Below are 16,108 nucleotides of genomic sequence, written 5' to 3' on the forward strand. Positions count from 1 at the left end.
CCTGCCTGTACTCAGTAGTCGAAAAATGCCCAGAGAAACCTGCAATACTTGCCTGCGCCCACCCAATGTTTGCTATTGCAGCGCATTGGTTAGCCTAACAAGCACCATAAAAGTGGTGATCATACAGCACCCGCAGGAGGAGAAGCACCCATTCAATACAGGACGTATGGCACACCTATGCCTGAGTAACAGCGAAATGATGATAGCCGAGAGCCTATCGACCCATCAGCTAAATACTTTGCTTTGCACGCCCTCCGCCCTACTCTACCCATCCCTGGAATGGTTACCTGACAGTGGCGAGCTGAACTCTAATAATCACCAATCTAATAAAACTTCAAGTAAACAAGCACCTGTTAAGCAGCTGATCGTGCTAGATGCAACCTGGAAGAAATCCAAAAAAATCCTCCACCTCAATCCTCAATTGCAACGTCTTCCACGGATCAATCTTGGTGGGGGCCTAAAATCAAATTACGAAATCCGTAAAACTTCTGTAGCGGACGGGCTATCGACAATTGAAAGTATTGCCATGGCAATGCAATTGCTGGAGGGTAATAATAGTTTTTTAAAATTGTTAGAGCCATTTGAGAAAATGGTTGAGCTGCAACAGAAGAGCTTTACATTTGAACCCGCGTGAATAACCGAACCCATGTTAAATTTCGTATTAGGCCAAAACCTAACTATACAGGGTGTCTACCAAACGTGGGTAAGTCTTACACCTAACACCGCGCTCTGGGGCAAACCGAAGCGCAGCGTAGGTTTGTCCCTGGCAGTGCCTGTTAGGCCACACCGCTCTGACTATAAATTGAATACTCGGCATGCGTTACCACTCAAGAAAAGCTCCTCCACATCTTCTCCCAACGCCAGCTCTGGAAGATTCTCGAGCGCTTTGGCGGGCATGATCATTGGGTAATTTGTGCCGAAGAGAACTTTGTTGCGGCCATGTCCTCGCATAAACTCGACTAGAGGCTGTGGGTATCTCTTAGCGGTGTACGCTGACGTGTCGATGTATACGTTTTCGTGCTTTGTAGCCACCGCAATAGCCTCATCTGTCCAAGGGTAGCCAATGTGACCACCGACGATTTTTAGTTCAGGAAAATCCAGGGCCACCTGATCTAGGTAGATAGGTCGACCAACCTCCGACGGCATGAGCGGCCCCGTGTGACCAATCTGGGTGCAGAACGGAACACCAAGATCACAGCATGCTGTGTACACGGGATAAAACCGGCGATCGGTCGGCGGCACCTCCCAAATCCAGGGCAAAACCCGAATCGCTTTGAAACCTAGTTCGTTTACGCAACGTCGGATCTCTCGAACAGCCTCCATCGGCTTCGAGATGTCCACTGACCCCACGCCAACCAACCTGTCAGGTGCCTTAGCCACGAAACCTGCGACTTCATCATTGGATATCATGACATTTCGGGGAGCAACCCAAGCCGATATTAGGCTGCGATCCACACCACCTTGATCCATCATTCCGAGAGTCATCTCTATCGGGATTTTTGTTGTCGGCATAGGCATCTTCGTCCACCTGCGTAGCGACTCGAAGACTGGATCTTGCGAGTGCCGTAATGTTGGGTGCTGTGCCCAAGCATCAACAATCATCTACATTTCTCCTTTGCTGCATAACGCCGCACTAAGCGGCAAAACATTGTTGGCTAAAATAGTGAACGTAGTGAACAACAGCCAACTGTTTTTTGTCCGTTCTTGAGTGCTTTGTTATGTTTTACTACACTGTTTTATCAATTGAAAAAACTTACTAGCCAGTCGAACGTCAAAACACTTGTAAAAACTTTCAAACCTACGAGGCCAACAAACAGAACTATTAAGGCTACTTTAAGTTTTTTACTTTTGATGTTATTCCAGAATAATAACTTAGCCTTAAATTCACTTTTTAACTCGGCTATATCTTCTTTCACACTAAATCCCTTTAGCCATCACAAATTTAAAATTGAAACTAAGAATCAATAAAAGCATAACGTTCGAAACAGCGTTTGGCGTCCCGCGGAGGCCCGAAGGGGCGGAGCATCCTGCTTGCGTTTGGTATGAATTTAGCACGCCACTTCACGAGTCTCTTCAATTGCAGGTAACCCAGAAAAAATGCCGACTAGCCCAGACACATAGGTAGTCTTACCAATACACCCTTCCATCTCGGAGTGAACCCTGCCATTTCTAATTGCTGTGTCGGAGAATAACAGTAAACTCAATACGTTAGCTGGAGGCCGTGTCTGTAAATTAACATGATCTTTTGATGGAATTAATACTAAAACATTGCCTCTGGATGGTTTGTACATATAACCGACAACTTGAACATGATTGCCATAGTAACTTTCAAACATACCGACAACCATAGGCACATCTCCTCACATGAACCCGCCGGACGGCTTATTACTACAAGCGGTCAGCCCCAAGAGAACTAGAAGTAGTATTGATTTAGTATTTCTCATGAATTCATAAGCCGTGGTTTGGGGCTGACATGGAGCGCCAACGGAATGGCAGTCCCAGCCGAAGGCGACAACACCGCCTTGTTATGTGAGATTAAGGCTAATCTTGAAAATCCCATGGAATTTCCTTTTTAAATAGAGCAATAGTTTGCTCTATTAGCTCTAAATCGAGATCCTTTTTGTAAAGAGTAACTTCTCTAGTTTTTTTGGAGTCATCACGAAAAACCTCCAACACCATATCCTTTCCGGTGTATACCTCTACGCCAATGCCATCCCTATCACCACCGACATCACTAGCTATTATGTACTTTTCAATTTTGGGGAATTCAATACTCATACTCTGGAACTACGTTTTCACTTAACGCCGCATTCAGGTACACCGTAGGCGTCACCTGGAATGCTTTGTTAGCTGCGTGCTGGTTGGTGGAACTCTATAACATTGTCATCTGGATCTCTTATAAAGAAAAACTGAGCACCGTTGTATTCGGCTTCACCTGTTATAGTAAAACCCAGAGCTTCGACGTTACTTTTGGCTGAGTCATAGTCTGTTATTTCTAAAGCGATGTGCGTATAGCCTGGATATTTCATATCACCTTCCATTAGCACATTTTTCCTTGGTGCATCCTTTGAAGCATTAAGGATCAAGTTGATGTTAACTCCTGATGGATGCTCAACTATAGCTACTGGCTCAGGGCCTACTGGGCCAACTATAAACTCAAAACCTAGCTTGCCATAGAATTCACGAGAGACATCCAAATCTCTAACCCTCAATCCTACATGATTAATTCTGGTTATATCTTTCATCATCGTTCCTTGATATTGAGTGTAAATGATTCGGAGCAGCTAACGCCGCCGGCAGGGGCAGCTTACCTTGTGCACATTTTGCGCGACAATGGGAGCGCAGCGACCTGTGCAAAACGTGCACAAGGTAAGCTGTCCCGCGGAGGGCCGAAGGCCCGGAGTGAACTTGAGTAACTTGTTAATGGCTTAACCCTCCGGCGGCAACATATTACCAAACAAAGCCATTAAACTTAGCACAACAAAGATAACCCACCAGACTATGTAAGCCCCTCTAGTAAATTTCTTTTTCCCGCGGCGAAAAATGGCAAAAGGTATACCTACTATTGCAAAAGCAATTAGAACACTGATTATGGCACGGCCAAAAACAAATCCTATGTCATATGCTGAAGGTCCTTCGTTAGTTGCAATTAGGCTGGCAGTAAAATAATTGAATGCCAAGCTCACAAGAAGCATTACCAACGTATTTATATTTAGTTTGTTATTCATTGTTTTCGATTGTACCCGCGCCCATTAACGCCCCGCTAAGCGGCGAGCGAAGCAACGCGTAGCAAGTCCAGTGGAGGCTGCGCTTTTCGCGGCCGGAATAGTGCTTGAGCGGCTTGTTATGTTTATGACCAAACCAACCCCACCTCAGATGCCTCAGTTGAGCAGCAAAACATTAAGTTACAACCATGGCTACTCTGTTGCTTTATTAAATCTCGCATCTCTTCGATAGCTTTAACCATTTCTTGATAAAACTCAGGTTTCTTTGGCTTACGAGGAACATCTACTTCTTATGCATTAGCAAGTGCAAAATCACCAAGCATTAAGCTCCTACCACTGATGGCATTCCATGATGCTGCAGCTTCTATATCTCCATTATCTACCGCCCTCATAAATCGCTCATTTGAAAATTTATTACTTGATATAACAGCTCGTAATGAAGACTCAACTGTGTCAATACATACCGTTGCCACATGCGACTCATGGTCATGATACAAGGCAAAGGTATATATATCTAATTCACGCGCTTTGGCCTTCCTAAGCCCTTCATAGATTATTTTTTTAAATTCTTCTAACATAATTACCACAAACTAAAATACATAACGTTGCCAGCAAGGACAGCCGAAGCAAAGCGTAGGCTGTCCGGTAGAGGCCCGCAGGGCCGTAACGAACAGCATCGACTTGTTATATAACTTACTTAACTCGAATAACAGTACCTTTCAAATACTGCCCAATACCATTTTCTTCCCATAATAGCAAGGCATTACCACCATTTGCGCACACTAGCGGGCTTGCTTGAGATTTAGCTGATGAAATGGTTCTTGGATAACCAACAAATGGGATAAGTTTAAACTCAACAACACCCAGTTCATCAAAATCTATCTTAGGCGGTATTGTGAAAACAGTAACTTCACAATTTTTACTAAATGCATTATGAGATACATCACCGGTTTTTGTGAACGTACTGCCACAAGATGCTATAAAAAAACAATTGCTGGAACTACTAATTTTTTCATGGACTATCCTTGTATAGATAATTGGTACTTCATATGTAACGCCCTGGGTATGCGGCCAAAGCGAAGCGGAGGTCCGGTGGAAGCCACGCAGTGGCTGGAACGAACATCACCCACTTGTTATGTGGCCTTACCTTTTATGAATGCTGGCTCTCATATAAAGAAATAAGCTCAGCTTTGGATATATCTTGCGAGGGCATGGGGCCAGACATTTCGACCAGATCAAATTCTGCATTGCCGGCCTCTGCCATCTCTATAATTTCATCAGTCTCCATTTCAATATACTCTGGCCACTGATCAATCATGTCTCTGGCTTTTTCTACCAACTCATCTTTGGTCGCACCAAAGAATATCTCATCAATTTTATAAATCCCTTCTGTCATGACAAAATAGGACATTCTCTCACCTCTAAATGTGTTTTGGGTCAATTTCCACATAACGCCCCGCGGAGGCCCGAAGGGCCGTAGCAAACTGCCTGCGTTTGTTATGCGTTTCGCTCACTACGGAGCTCCATTATAAGAATTGCACTTAAAGCAATAATTGGAATATTTGTTGTAACCGGATTGAACGCTTCAATCAATAATATGGGTGAAATTACAGCAACAAAAATCATTAGTGCAAGTAAGGCAGAGATATTGAGCACATTGATAGCAAGCGATCGATAAAAAACAATAAAGACTATGCCAAACAGTATTTCACCTGCTCCTGCAACTCTGGTAAGTACCTGAGACGCCTCTACTCCAAAGCCAAACCCATTTGTCATTTTTTGTTCTAACGGAGCGATATGAACGAGCTTCGGCATAAGCCCGTGATAGATCCAGCTGCATCCGATTATCCAACGGCATAACTCTACAATGCTCAACTTATACCTCTAAGACGCATAACGCCGCCGGCAGGGGCAGCTTACCTTGTGCGCGTTTTGCGCAAAAATGGGAGCGCAGCGACCTGCGCAAAACGTGCACAAGGTAAGCTGTCCCGCGGAGGGCCGAAGGCCTGGAGCGAATTGCCCGGCCTTGTTATGCGTATGGAGCTACGGCAGATCCACCTTGCCTAAAGTACTGTATTTGATTGCACATTAAAATATGGCGCTCCGAACAAAATTGTGCAAATCAGGATCAACTTTATAGCCACCCAATATCCTATTTCACGAACATTGAATATTCCCGGGATTGTAGTGTTCCAAAGCAGCTCCAAAATAAATGCTGCAACCAAGAGAGAAATTATTGACCCAACGATCCACAATGAGAACATTGTTGATACATCCATAGAATTTCCTTTTCTAATATCGTTGCCTTCTTCTGAGTGAAACAGCCAAAAACTCTCAGTACTTATTCGAACCCAACCTTCTACTATCGTCCGATAGTTCAAATGAAAGTTCTAGCTAGTAGACGCATAACGCCTTGCTCAGCCGCCACCGGAATGGAGCCGCTTTGTGCTAGCGTAGCGTACAGTACAAAGCGAGCAGAGTGTAGGTGGTCGGATGCAGCAACTTGTTATCATGTACTACCGGTAATTAGTTAGAAACAAAATAAAGAGAGCGATAAATATAGGGAAAAATATCAAACCAGAAATTGCGGAACGCTTGAAACTCATTATCCGTTGCTCATCCATTTTTTCTATTTCATCGCTACTGAAATCAATGTGACAAAGATGACAATCAAATCTTCGTTCCTCGTGTGCAGCTCCGCAGTGAGGACAATTCGCAGCACGCTTTTCATACAACCATTGAGCTTGATCAAGTAAATGAAACATGAGCTGCCCCTAAATTTTCAAAAGCCACAAATGATAACGCCCGCAACAGGGGCGACCAATGCTATGCACGTCTTGTGCAAAAGTGGGAGCGTAGCAACCCGCACAAAACGTGCATAGCATTGGGCGTCCCGTGGAGGCCCAAAGGGCCGTAGCATACTGCTTGCGCTTGTATGCATTTTACTGCTTTGCTAGTTCCTTCTTGTATGCGCGCTCAGTTGAACCCCATGCGAAATAGCCAAAAGCCAAACCTCCCAGAGCCCAAAGAACAGCGCTAAAAGCAATAAATGTTGGCGACCACTGTCCGTCATCAGGCTTGTTAGCTATGAATGTCATGACCAAAAACATTGGTAACCCCCAAGCCAGCAATCCATTAATAAGAATAAATTTCGATCTTCCCTTTTCTCTTGTCTTGGACCAATTTTCAAAATGCTTTTTCTTCACGGTCTAGTTTCCTTCTAAATCCTTTCTGAACTACTGGATGCATAACGCCCTTAGCACGTGAAAATTTGGAGCGCAGCGGAAAATTTTCCCGTGCCTAGGCTTGTTATATTTTTTCACTTGCTTAAGCCCAAAGCTATTATGCAAACAAAGAACACGGCACAAAAAATACCTGGTATAAAACGCCGCAGCACTACACTGTACGATACTTCTCTTTGTGCCGATAGAGCTTCATACATCCCACTGCCAACAGATAGTAAGAATGCTGCTAAATAAAACGCGATCGGCAAGCCGAAAAGCATGCCTTCCCAGCCTTGCCTGAGTGACAATAACAACCAGACAAGTAGAAACAGCCAGCTAAATACCTCACTAATATTTACTACTTTATTCATGACTCTCTGAAACATAACGCTTCACTCAGCTGCGTTTTTGGAGGAGTCCGTTTGTGCTATAAGCACAAAAAGGATCGACGGAAAAAACGTCAGCTGGAGTGACTTGTTAGCCATGTAATTCGCCGATTCTATTTAATACTTTTAACTCGATACGCTGCCATTTAGCAATACCATCCTCTTGAGACAATATTCTTTTTCTTACTCCCCGAAGGTGGTTTAACTCTTCGAAAAAGACAATTTCTGATTCTTTGCCTTTATAGGTTTCATCCTCCCCAAGACTCCAAATTGACTCTGAAGTATCGATATTATCAAGCAGTAAAGCATCTATATCAATGTAATAGCGTTGTAGTCCTTGACTAGTTTCAACGGGACCAAGTAATACCGCTTGAATCAACCCGTCTAGACTATCCAGGGATACAATTCCTTCTACGTAATCGCCTATTAATTCTTTAATCTCGTATTTATCCATGAGCTACTTCTTACGGCTAACGCCTCAGGTAAGGGGCGCGTAGCAGCGAAGCTGCGGAGCGTCCCGCCCGAAGGGCGAACTTGACCTGTTTGTTAAGCGCCAGCACTGAACAACCAGTCTGGGTACAATTTCTGCGCTCTCTCTAAAACCTGTGAAGCTGTAATGCCTATGTCGCGGTCGACTAGGGGGACGCCCAGTAACCATTGAATAGTTTGGCCAGACGACACGGTCAGACCAAATATCGAAGGGACGTATGCCATGTGGCGATACGTGCTTCTGGTATTGTCTCTGACGACATCTTCACACACGAGTGGCCATTCACTGCACTCTCGCCCAGTAAGCCAGTAGATCGATGATGCAACGGCGTTTGGAAGCCATTCAGGGGTGCCAGATGCCGCAAGCTCAAAGTTACCGTTTGGCAGCTTCAGCTGCATATCAAACGCACCGATGGTTGAAAAAAAGGAACCACCGAATTGCCCAATAGGAATAGGCCTGGAGCCGTGGTTGTCTCGGAAGGCTGTAACTGATGCACTGCCTTGTAGACGTTCCTTCAGGAAAACGGCAATTTCTTTATGATGATTTGGCAGCACAATCTATCCCTATGCGCTTAACGCCTGGTTCAGTGGCTCGGCAAGCGAGGCTTGACGAGTCCGGTGGAGGCCAAAGGCCGGAACGTACTGCAACCTTTTGTTATGTATTTTTGAGAGACTCTAAATAAGCAACAATATCGTTTCTTTTCCAGCTTTTCGCTCTGGCTATTGCATCCTGACCTGAGTTATCTTTGATTCTTGGATCAGCACCATGTGCAACAAGCATTTTTACTGCTTCTAGTTGATTATTAATAGCCGCCATAATTAATGGTGTTCTTCCCTTTTTATCCTTAATGTCTACGTTTGCTCCGCCACTAATTAGCAACTTTACCACCTCAATATAGCCTTTCTTTGATGCTGTAATAAGCGGGATTACTCCATGGTCATCCATGTAGTTTACTTTAGCCCCCGCGTCTATAAGCGACTTTACTATTTTGGGTGAAATTCTACCGGAGTGATTAACAGCAATGACTAAAGGACTTGCATTCGCCATAGCTGATTTTTTATTGACATCAGCACCTGCTTTCAGACACAGCTCTACATCTATAGGGTTGCCGTCAATAATTTTGCTAAACAAATCGCAAGCTAAAGAGCTATTTGAGACAAGTACTGACATTAAAATCACAACAAATTTAATTTTATTCATTTTTGATCCTTTAAAGTTTCATAGCGCAGCAGATACATAACGCCTCAATAACCGACAGCTGGAACGAAGCGAAGCGCAGTGTAAGCTGTCCGGCGCCGAAGGCGCGTAGTTGATTGATTTGTTAGGCATTCAATACTCCAAGACCCTGTTGAATCTAAACATTAGGTAACCACCCACCACGCTGAAATTCTTAGAAACAAATTGCACTGTCCAAGACGGCATTGCCTTCGTGTTGTAGCCTAGTTCGGTTAAATAGCGGCTTATATCTATGTCTCTCATTGCTTCTGCGCCAGATAGTGAATCGTTAATTTCTGACAAATCTCTCGACTCAGGCACTCCTATTCTTGCGTTGTAGATACAATCGATACCTTTAGGCTCATAAGCCAAATATTTCTCATACAGATTTTTATTTTCTCCGATGAAAATTTGTAGCTCCGCTCTTTCATCTTTGCTCAATTTCTCGACCAATGAAGAATCGCAACATTCCTCTTTGAAAGAACCTTTGCACGAATTAGATACAAAGCGTTTAGAGAATACAGTAGTTTTATTCTGCTCTTCTCCTGTGACAGGATCTAGGCATTTATAGTCAATTATTCGATACACCTGCCATATTCCTGAGCTGTAACTTCTAACCCAGTCTCCAACTTTCAAAGACACTATCTACTCCTTGATGCCTAACGCCTTTGTCACAGGCTTGATTGTAGTGGAACCTTTTGCCGTATAATTGCGAAGCAATGGCAAAAGGTGTAACGGAAATTAAGTCCTGTGCACAAACTTGTTATGTGCATTTTTTATTAATATTACAATGCCAGCTACAACAGGTGAGAAAACTGCTAAAAATAGCTCTCTAAACATATTAGGTTCTGTAAAATATATTACACAAGCAACAAGACAACCAAGGATCATCCCAATAGAAATAAGTGCTTTATATTTATCTGGCTTTAGCAACTCAAGCCAGAAGCCTAAGACTCCAAATAGAGCAAAACTATAAAACAATAACCATAACGGGATATTGACAATATTATTAAATAAGCCAAAAGACCAATATGACCCAAGCAAGAACCAACATGTTGCAGGGGCTACTCCAATGATAAAGATAAATATTTTATAAAATAATCCGATTTTAATTTCCTTGCACATAACAGTTAATTCAAAAGAAGCGTCTTTATATCACCCTCCTATATAATTCGACTCATTTCTTTCAAGATAATCTCAAAAACCTAATAATATCAAAAAGTTAAGATCTTTGGCATAATTTTCAACAGATAGATATATAGCAGACGCTATATATCTATCTGCCTTTTCTGCTCTTTATAACATTACCTTCTCCATAAAAATCAAAGATATAGATCGTCACCCCCAGAAATAGAAGGAGCTTCTCTTGAATTCTGATATTGACAGCAGAACAAAATAGTAAATACTGTATATAAAAACAGATAAAGGCCAATATCATGGATGAGATTCGCCACAAAATTCCAAGTAAGCCTGAACGCTTTATGGACAATCTGCGATTTCATATTCGAAAACAAGGACTGTCGTACCGAACAGAACAAACTTACACGCATTGGGTTAAACGCTTCATTCATTTCAATAAAAAGAAGCACCCTGCTGATATGGGAGCTGTTGAGATTGAGACGTTTCTCTCTCACCTTGCAGTTCAAGGTCTCTGCTCCGCGAATACACAACGAATAGCTCTGAACGCTTTGATATATCTGTACAAGAGATTCTTAGGTAGGGATATTCAAGCATTGGACCTTAAACTGGCAAAACAACAAAAGTACTTACCTGTGGTTTATAGCCGTAGAGAAATATCAGCAATTTTGGATCATCTTGAAGGCACTTACAGATTACAAGTTGAGCTAATGTACGGTAGCGGCCTTCGCAGTGCCGAACTGCTTTCTTTATGGGTAAAGGATATAGACTTCGACAGCAATAATATTTTTGTTCGAGGTGGCAAGGGGGATAAGGATCGCACTACAATATTACCTAACGGGCTAATTGTGCAGTTACATAGGCAAATAGAGACGGTTTCCCTATTGCACCAACAAGATCTTTTGGCCGGTTTTGGTTCGGTTTATTTACCTAACGCTTTGGAAAGAAAGTATCCAAGTGCAAGCCGACAACTCGCCTGGCAATACCTTTTCCCTTCCAGCACCATCGGCCAATGTCCTCGCTCCGGTGAAAACAGAAGGCACCATATGCACGCAACAACTTTAGCGCGCCAGGTTCGTATAGCTGTCAAGCTAGCGGGAGTCAACAAACCGGCTCGTTGCCATGCATTTCGCCATAGTTTTGCGACTCACTTGCTCGAAGCGGGTTATGACTTGCGTACGATTCAGGAGCTGCTAGGGCATTCGGATGTTAGTACTACTGAAATTTATACCCATGTCGTAAACCGGGGAAATAAAGGCGTTTTAAGCCCCTCAGATCGACTGCGCAACATTAATAAAATTGAGGAAGCTGGAGCTAACTATTTTTTGGGGGTAAAGTAGAGGAAGTACAGGGGCTTAGCTTATTGGCTGCATCTTAGCAGCGAGAAGACCGGATACCGGCTTTCGCCGGTATCGCAATAGAAAAAGGCCGATCAAATTATCCCGGTGTTACGTCACCATTCTGTGCTCGGTGGCGCAGAGCATGGTCGATCAAAACAAGAGCCATCATTGCTTCAGCAATTGGCGTTGCGCGGATACCTACGCAGGGATCGTGGCGACCTTTGGTGACCACCTCAATAGCATTGCCTGAGCGATCGATACTTCGGCCGGGGATACGCAAGCTGGAAGTGGGTTTCAGTGCAATATGGGCAACAAGATCCTGGCCACTGGAAATACCGCCGAGAATGCCACCGGCATTATTGGAGAGGAAACCCTCCTCGGGAGTAATTTCATCGCGATGCTCGGTGCCCTTTTGCTCCACACAATCAAAGCCGGCTCCAATCTCCACCCCTTTCACCGCGTTGATACTCATCAGGCCATGGGCCAAGTCTGCATCCAGGCGATCAAAAATCGGCTCGCCCAGCCCTGCAGGGACGCCGCTGGCGTGTACTGAGATCCTTGCACCGATGGAGTTACCCTCTTTGATCAAGGCTTGCATATAAGCTTCCATCTCGGGTACTCGTTCGGCATCCGGGCAAAAGAATGGATTCTGCTCGACCTGCTCCCAATCCAGTTTTTGCACTTTAATTGGTCCCAGCTGGGACAGGTAACCGCGTACTTCAATACCGTATTTCTGCTTAAGCCATTTCTTGGCGATGGCCCCGGCCGCAACACGCATGGCGGTCTCCCTTGCAGAAGAGCGACCTCCACCGCGGTAGTCACGAATACCGTATTTTTGCCAGTAGGTGTAATCGGCGTGCGCCGGGCGTACCTGCTCAGCGATATTGCCATAGTCTTTAGAGCGCTGATCCGTATTTTCAATCAACAGGCCAATAGGAGTACCGGTAGTTTTTCCTTCAAACACACCGGATAGAATTTTCACTTGATCCGGTTCACGGCGCTGTGTGGTATAGCGAGAAGTACCCGGCTTTCGGCGGTCCAGCTCCAGCTGGATCTCCTCTTCACTGATCTCCAACCCCGGGGGGCAGCCATCGACGATACAGCCCAAGGCTGGACCATGGCTCTCGCCAAAGGTGGTGACGCAAAACAGCTTGCCAAAGGTATTGCCCGACATATGCGACTTTTCCAGATAACAGTTGATAAATTAACAGCGGTTGGCTTTATGCAGAGCCGCGCATTATAAAGGATCTAGCCGCCGCGCGCGGCGTTCAAGGTAAAAAGCACAATTGCTGCAGCTATGTGGCTTTACCAGAGAACCCGGCAATAGCTTTTGCCGGGTTCAGAAAAAGAATTACTCTTTTTCAAAGTGGCTTTGGTAGGCGAGCAGCTCTTCGCGACTAATCACAAACACACCGTGGCCACCATCCTCAAATTCGGGCCACATAAATGGCACTTCCGGGAAAGCCTGTTCCAGAGCTTCCCAACTGTTGCCCACCTCACAGACCAGTAAGCCTTCTGGCTGAAGGTGATTGGCAGCCTCACGCAGCAAACGGCGGGTAAAATCAAGACCATCATCACCGGAACCCAAGGCAATCTCCGGCTCGGCCAGGTATTCTTGCGGCATCTCTGCCAGATCGCGTGCATCCACATAGGGAGGGTTACACACGATCAACTCGTAACTCATGCCTTGCAAACCACTGAAAAGATCCGACTGCACTGCGCGCACACGCTCATTGAGCTGGTGGCGATTGATATTCAGCTGTGCCACTTCAATAGCGCCTTCAGAAATATCACTCAGGTCGACTCTCGCTTCAGGGAAGGCCTCTGCACAGGCGAGGCCGATACAGCCACTGCCACAACAGAGGTCGAGGATTGCCAACGGTTCTACATTAAGCCAAGGCTCAAAATTGTGGCGGATCATTTCACCTATAGGGGAACGCGGCACCAACACCCGCTCATCCACATAAAAAGTCATATCGCAAAAATGTGCTTCGTTGGTCAGATAAGCCGCTGGCAAACGCTCGATAAAGCGCCGCTCTAGGAGAGTAAGCACGTCCCGTCTCTCCTCCATGGTCAAACGTGCATGCAGGATTTCCTGCTTACTGTAGGGCGGCAGGTGCAGTGCGTGGGTTACCAGCAGTACCGCCTCGTCCCAGGCATTGTCCGTGCCGTGACCATACCAAAGGCCCGCTTCGCTAAAACGGCTGGCTCCCCAGCGGATATAGTCCAAAACCGTGGTCAGCTCGTGCAGGCTGGATTCACGCCTTTCTATCATTGAATCTATCCTTAAGTGCTATGTATCTCATCAAGGCCTATTGTCACTCATTAAGTAGCCTCTGCTGTGGCTATAGAAGCGCCAATCAAGGCACGAGGAGTGTAGTTTGGTTGTTCCAAATAAGCGACGAGTAACGCTGAGTGACGGTTTAACAGCTGTAACCCGAAGGGCCTAGGCTATTTTTCACCCAGCTGCATTGTCGGTCGTTTATGTGGATTCACTCCTTTTGCCTCCCCGAGCTCGCAATGGCCCCGACAGTAGCGATCAAATTGGTACCAATAGGCCCCTAGGTCCGCGCGGATCTTTACTCTCGGGTTACAAACGCTTAGGGTAGCGCACCCGCCCCCTCGGGCTGAGATGTTGGAAAGAGCAGCATGAACGAACACTACGCACGAATTATTGAAGCAATCGGCGAAGACCTGCAGCGCCCCGGACTCAAAGATACTCCGAAGCGCGCTGCCAAGGCCATGGAATACCTGACCCGCGGCTATCAGCAGACCGTTCAAGAGGTTGTCAGCGACGCACTCTTCCCCAGTGACTGCACCGACATGGTATTGGTCAAGGATATCGAGCTCTACTCCCTGTGCGAGCACCATATGCTGCCATTTATCGGTCGCGCCCACGTGGCCTATATCCCCCAAGGCAAGGTGCTGGGCCTATCCAAGGTAGCGCGTATTGTCGATATGTACGCACGCCGCCTGCAAATCCAGGAGCAGCTGACCACACAGATCGCCAAAACCCTGCAATCTGTCACTAATGCCGCCGGTGTTGGCGTTATTATTGAAGCAAAGCATATGTGTATGATGATGCGCGGCGTGGAGAAGCAGAACTCCGTGATGAAGAGTTCGGCAATGCTGGGCACCTTCCGCGAGAACCAAGCCACACGCAACGAGTTTCTTTCCCTGATCAGCCGCCCTTAAGGCTGCGAGCTAGCAACGTGCGGTCCCCTGGGCCGCCCGCAATCACGGAGTGAACCACCATGCCCCATCTGGTTATTGAGTACGCCAAGAATCTGGAAGAACGTATTTCTGTCGCCGCCCTGGTCAGCTCGGCTCAAGAGGCAATGCATAGCTCCGGCTTATTCGCCTCCCATACCATCAAGACCCGCGCCAAGCCCTACGACCAATTTATTGCCGGTGAGCACGGCGATAGCTTTATTCACGCGGAAATCCGCTTACTGGCAGGCCGCAACAACCGCGAGCGGGAAGCGTTGAGTTCAGCGGTTTTTAACTGCCTGTGCCAATTTGCCGATGGGGTACCAGCGGTCTCGGTAGAAGTGCGTGAAATGGACCCCGGCAGTTACTCAAAGCGGGTGCCCTTCTAAGCTTCTCCACGCAGGAAGGGACCAAACCACTCGGCAATGCCCTCGGCGCCCTCTTCCATATGCAGGTGATGGCTGCCGGGTATTTCCCTAACCTCGATCGTTTTATAGCTCTCCAACACCGGGCGCAGCCGCTCGATCATATTCGCAATCCCCTCCTTCGCCAGCACCAGGCGCACCGGCATGCTCAGGCGGGATAGAAAAGCGCGCACCTGCGCCTCGTTAAGCTTGGCAGAGGACGCCGCCATCAGGCGCGGATCATTACTCCAGGTGAAGCCACCTTCTAGTGGCAGGGTCCCCCGCTCGGCCAGCGCGCGCGCCGCCCATTCTGTCAGCGGGAACATGCCGTTCATACGCGCTTCTACCGCTCCCTCAAAAGTGGGGTAAATCTTTGCCCTGCGCTGGCTGTAACGGGCACGCTGGGCGATAGCCTTAGCGAGAATATCCGGCGCCTCGCTATCCTTGGTAGCAGGAGGTACCAGGCCATCAATCAGGGCCAGGCGTTTGATGCGTTTGGGAAAGGTGCCTGCCGTTATCACACTGGCAATAGCGCCGCGGGAATGGGCCAGTAAAGAAAAACTGCGCCAGCCCAGTGCTTCGGAGGTACCAATAATATCCTCAGCTTCTTCCCAAATATTGTAATTAGCATGGGGAGACCGATGGTAGCTGCGCCCATGGCCTGCCATATCCACGGCGACCAAATTAACGCCTTTCAAGAGTGGGGCCAGACGATCAAAGCTGGCGCAATTATCCAGCCATCCGTGCAGCGCCAATACCGGCTCCCCTGTGCCATCCCCCCACTGCTTTGCGGCAATGGTCTTGCTGTCGAATTCCAGGCTGATCTCACGGGGGGCGGCTTGCTTCATGCGCGCAGATTCCAGAAGAAAGTGAATATTAAAGAGCCAGATGGTGCAGGTCCAAAGGCCCGCAGGCAATGACAGTTAGCGCCAGCAACCTAGGGATTTGAAGGCAAAGGGTAAAAACCGGAGGGAAAA

At 46.6% G+C, this 16,108-nt stretch carries 23 protein-coding genes; 4 read left to right on the plus strand and 19 right to left on the minus strand.

Annotated features, from left to right (window positions below; translation table 11 throughout):
* The first annotated feature begins 25 nt into the window (after positions 1-25).
* On the plus strand, positions 26-634 hold the full coding sequence (locus tag ACJJIO_RS03980) for a tRNA-uridine aminocarboxypropyltransferase (protein WP_444910211.1): 609 nt from the start codon (positions 26-28) through the stop codon (positions 632-634).
* A gap of 161 nt (positions 635-795) precedes the next feature.
* Here the strand turns inward: ACJJIO_RS03980 and ACJJIO_RS03985 are convergent, their stop codons facing one another.
* The 16 genes from ACJJIO_RS03985 to ACJJIO_RS04060 all read right to left on the minus strand — a co-directional run bounded on the left by ACJJIO_RS03985 (position 796) and on the right by ACJJIO_RS04060 (position 10,165).
* Positions 796-1,602 (minus strand): amidohydrolase family protein, encoded by an 807-nt coding sequence (locus tag ACJJIO_RS03985; RefSeq protein ID WP_444910212.1) that lies wholly within the window; start codon positions 1,600-1,602, stop codon positions 796-798.
* A gap of 446 nt (positions 1,603-2,048) precedes the next feature.
* On the minus strand, positions 2,049-2,348 hold the full coding sequence (locus ACJJIO_RS03990) for a hypothetical protein (RefSeq protein WP_444910213.1): 300 nt from the start codon (positions 2,346-2,348) through the stop codon (positions 2,049-2,051).
* Between the two features lie 193 nt (positions 2,349-2,541).
* Entirely contained in the window at positions 2,542-2,778 is a 237-nt protein-coding gene (locus ACJJIO_RS03995) for a hypothetical protein (RefSeq protein WP_444910214.1), read from the minus strand.
* A gap of 68 nt (positions 2,779-2,846) precedes the next feature.
* Positions 2,847-3,245, minus strand: a complete 399-nt coding sequence (locus ACJJIO_RS04000; RefSeq protein WP_444900143.1) for a VOC family protein — start codon at positions 3,243-3,245, stop codon at positions 2,847-2,849.
* A gap of 183 nt (positions 3,246-3,428) precedes the next feature.
* Positions 3,429-3,728 (minus strand): hypothetical protein, encoded by a 300-nt coding sequence (locus ACJJIO_RS04005; protein ID WP_444910215.1) that lies wholly within the window; start codon positions 3,726-3,728, stop codon positions 3,429-3,431.
* A 287-nt stretch (positions 3,729-4,015) separates the two neighbouring features.
* Complete coding sequence (locus ACJJIO_RS04010; protein WP_444910216.1) at positions 4,016-4,303, minus strand: hypothetical protein; 288 nt, start codon at positions 4,301-4,303, stop codon at positions 4,016-4,018.
* A gap of 572 nt (positions 4,304-4,875) precedes the next feature.
* The gene (locus tag ACJJIO_RS04015; RefSeq protein ID WP_444910217.1) at positions 4,876-5,136 is read right to left on the minus strand and encodes a hypothetical protein; all 261 of its coding nucleotides are present in this window, start codon (positions 5,134-5,136) and stop codon (positions 4,876-4,878) included.
* Positions 5,137-5,222: 86 nt separating this feature from the next.
* Positions 5,223-5,600: a DoxX-like family protein gene (locus tag ACJJIO_RS04020; protein WP_444910218.1), complete on the minus strand. Its 378-nt coding sequence runs from the start codon at positions 5,598-5,600 to the stop codon at positions 5,223-5,225.
* A gap of 641 nt (positions 5,601-6,241) precedes the next feature.
* The gene (locus ACJJIO_RS04025) at positions 6,242-6,490 is read right to left on the minus strand and encodes a hypothetical protein (RefSeq protein ID WP_444910219.1); all 249 of its coding nucleotides are present in this window, start codon (positions 6,488-6,490) and stop codon (positions 6,242-6,244) included.
* Between the two features lie 177 nt (positions 6,491-6,667).
* Positions 6,668-6,931: a hypothetical protein gene (locus ACJJIO_RS04030; protein WP_444910220.1), complete on the minus strand. Its 264-nt coding sequence runs from the start codon at positions 6,929-6,931 to the stop codon at positions 6,668-6,670.
* A 113-nt stretch (positions 6,932-7,044) separates the two neighbouring features.
* On the minus strand, positions 7,045-7,320 hold the full coding sequence (locus tag ACJJIO_RS04035; RefSeq protein ID WP_444910221.1) for a hypothetical protein: 276 nt from the start codon (positions 7,318-7,320) through the stop codon (positions 7,045-7,047).
* A 106-nt stretch (positions 7,321-7,426) separates the two neighbouring features.
* Positions 7,427-7,789, minus strand: a complete 363-nt coding sequence (locus ACJJIO_RS04040; RefSeq protein ID WP_444910222.1) for a hypothetical protein — start codon at positions 7,787-7,789, stop codon at positions 7,427-7,429.
* Positions 7,790-7,881: 92 nt separating this feature from the next.
* On the minus strand, positions 7,882-8,379 hold the full coding sequence (locus ACJJIO_RS04045) for a hypothetical protein (protein ID WP_444910223.1): 498 nt from the start codon (positions 8,377-8,379) through the stop codon (positions 7,882-7,884).
* Between the two features lie 100 nt (positions 8,380-8,479).
* Positions 8,480-9,025 (minus strand): ankyrin repeat domain-containing protein, encoded by a 546-nt coding sequence (locus ACJJIO_RS04050; protein ID WP_444910224.1) that lies wholly within the window; start codon positions 9,023-9,025, stop codon positions 8,480-8,482.
* 129 nt (positions 9,026-9,154) lie between these two features.
* Positions 9,155-9,682 (minus strand): hypothetical protein, encoded by a 528-nt coding sequence (locus ACJJIO_RS04055; protein WP_444910225.1) that lies wholly within the window; start codon positions 9,680-9,682, stop codon positions 9,155-9,157.
* A 99-nt stretch (positions 9,683-9,781) separates the two neighbouring features.
* The gene (locus ACJJIO_RS04060; protein ID WP_444910226.1) at positions 9,782-10,165 is read right to left on the minus strand and encodes a hypothetical protein; all 384 of its coding nucleotides are present in this window, start codon (positions 10,163-10,165) and stop codon (positions 9,782-9,784) included.
* A 311-nt stretch (positions 10,166-10,476) separates the two neighbouring features.
* Here ACJJIO_RS04060 and ACJJIO_RS04065 point away from each other — a divergent pair, with 311 nt between their 5' ends.
* Entirely contained in the window at positions 10,477-11,517 is a 1,041-nt protein-coding gene (locus ACJJIO_RS04065) for an integron integrase (RefSeq protein WP_444910227.1), read from the plus strand.
* A 97-nt stretch (positions 11,518-11,614) separates the two neighbouring features.
* On the opposite strand, the gene aroC is transcribed toward ACJJIO_RS04065, so the two are convergent.
* Both aroC and prmB read right to left on the minus strand, forming a co-directional pair.
* Positions 11,615-12,691 carry a chorismate synthase gene (gene aroC / locus ACJJIO_RS04070; RefSeq protein ID WP_444910228.1) on the minus strand — a complete coding sequence of 359 codons (1,077 nt, stop codon included), beginning with the start codon at positions 12,689-12,691 and terminating at the stop codon, positions 11,615-11,617.
* Positions 12,692-12,868: 177 nt separating this feature from the next.
* Positions 12,869-13,792 carry a 50S ribosomal protein L3 N(5)-glutamine methyltransferase gene (prmB, locus tag ACJJIO_RS04075; protein WP_444884114.1) on the minus strand — a complete coding sequence of 308 codons (924 nt, stop codon included), beginning with the start codon at positions 13,790-13,792 and terminating at the stop codon, positions 12,869-12,871.
* Between the two features lie 374 nt (positions 13,793-14,166).
* Between prmB and folE the strand changes: the two genes are divergently transcribed.
* Together folE and ACJJIO_RS04085 are read left to right on the plus strand one after the other, a co-directional pair.
* Positions 14,167-14,712 carry a GTP cyclohydrolase I FolE gene (gene folE, locus ACJJIO_RS04080; RefSeq protein ID WP_252082843.1) on the plus strand — a complete coding sequence of 182 codons (546 nt, stop codon included), beginning with the start codon at positions 14,167-14,169 and terminating at the stop codon, positions 14,710-14,712.
* A 59-nt stretch (positions 14,713-14,771) separates the two neighbouring features.
* Positions 14,772-15,116 carry a 5-carboxymethyl-2-hydroxymuconate Delta-isomerase gene (locus tag ACJJIO_RS04085; RefSeq protein ID WP_252082845.1) on the plus strand — a complete coding sequence of 115 codons (345 nt, stop codon included), beginning with the start codon at positions 14,772-14,774 and terminating at the stop codon, positions 15,114-15,116.
* On the opposite strand, the gene ACJJIO_RS04090 is transcribed toward ACJJIO_RS04085, so the two are convergent.
* Complete coding sequence (locus tag ACJJIO_RS04090; protein ID WP_444910229.1) at positions 15,113-15,979, minus strand: alpha/beta fold hydrolase; 867 nt, start codon at positions 15,977-15,979, stop codon at positions 15,113-15,115. The two genes, ACJJIO_RS04085 and ACJJIO_RS04090, sit on opposite strands and share 4 nt — an antisense overlap.
* Positions 15,980-16,108: the final 129 nt, after the last annotated feature.

This window comes from Microbulbifer mixtoriginis (SeqCode) (assembly GCF_052467235.1).